Below are 411 nucleotides of genomic sequence, written 5' to 3' on the forward strand. Positions count from 1 at the left end.
GCCACCAACTCGCTACCGGTCAGCAGGTCGACATCACAGCAGGCCACCTCGTCAAAGGCGGCACGCAGCGCGGTGACCGCTGCCTGCAAGTCGCGATCCGACATACCTCGAACATACATTTGAACACCGACAAATCCACTGACCTCGTTGACTCATCAGAAATGCGCGCGAAAGGCTGATTCGTTGCCTCATCGGAAATGCGCGCGTACGCCCAGTGGATGGGGTTGACGTTGGCACAGCGCAGAGCAATCACCGAGACAACCGCGATGCGCTATCGCCGGGCGGGTAAGCGAGGCAAGAGCCGGATCCTTGACGAGTTGTGCGCCAACACCGGATTGTCGCCTGCCATGAGGATGGGACCAGTGTGACCTGATTTTTGCCAGGGTGATGGGACCACCTGGATTGCCAGTT

The 411-nt window shown here is 59.1% G+C and carries 1 pseudogene; it reads left to right on the plus strand.

The annotated features are described in order from the left end of the window. Positions 1-218 precede the first annotated feature (218 nt). Positions 219-335, plus strand: a pseudogene (locus CQY20_RS34070) (transposase); the annotation flags it as partial. Positions 336-411 lie beyond the last annotated feature (76 nt).

Source organism: Mycolicibacterium agri (genome assembly GCF_002553505.1).
In the GTDB taxonomy this organism is placed as follows: Bacteria; Actinomycetota; Actinomycetes; order Mycobacteriales; family Mycobacteriaceae; genus Mycobacterium; species Mycobacterium agri.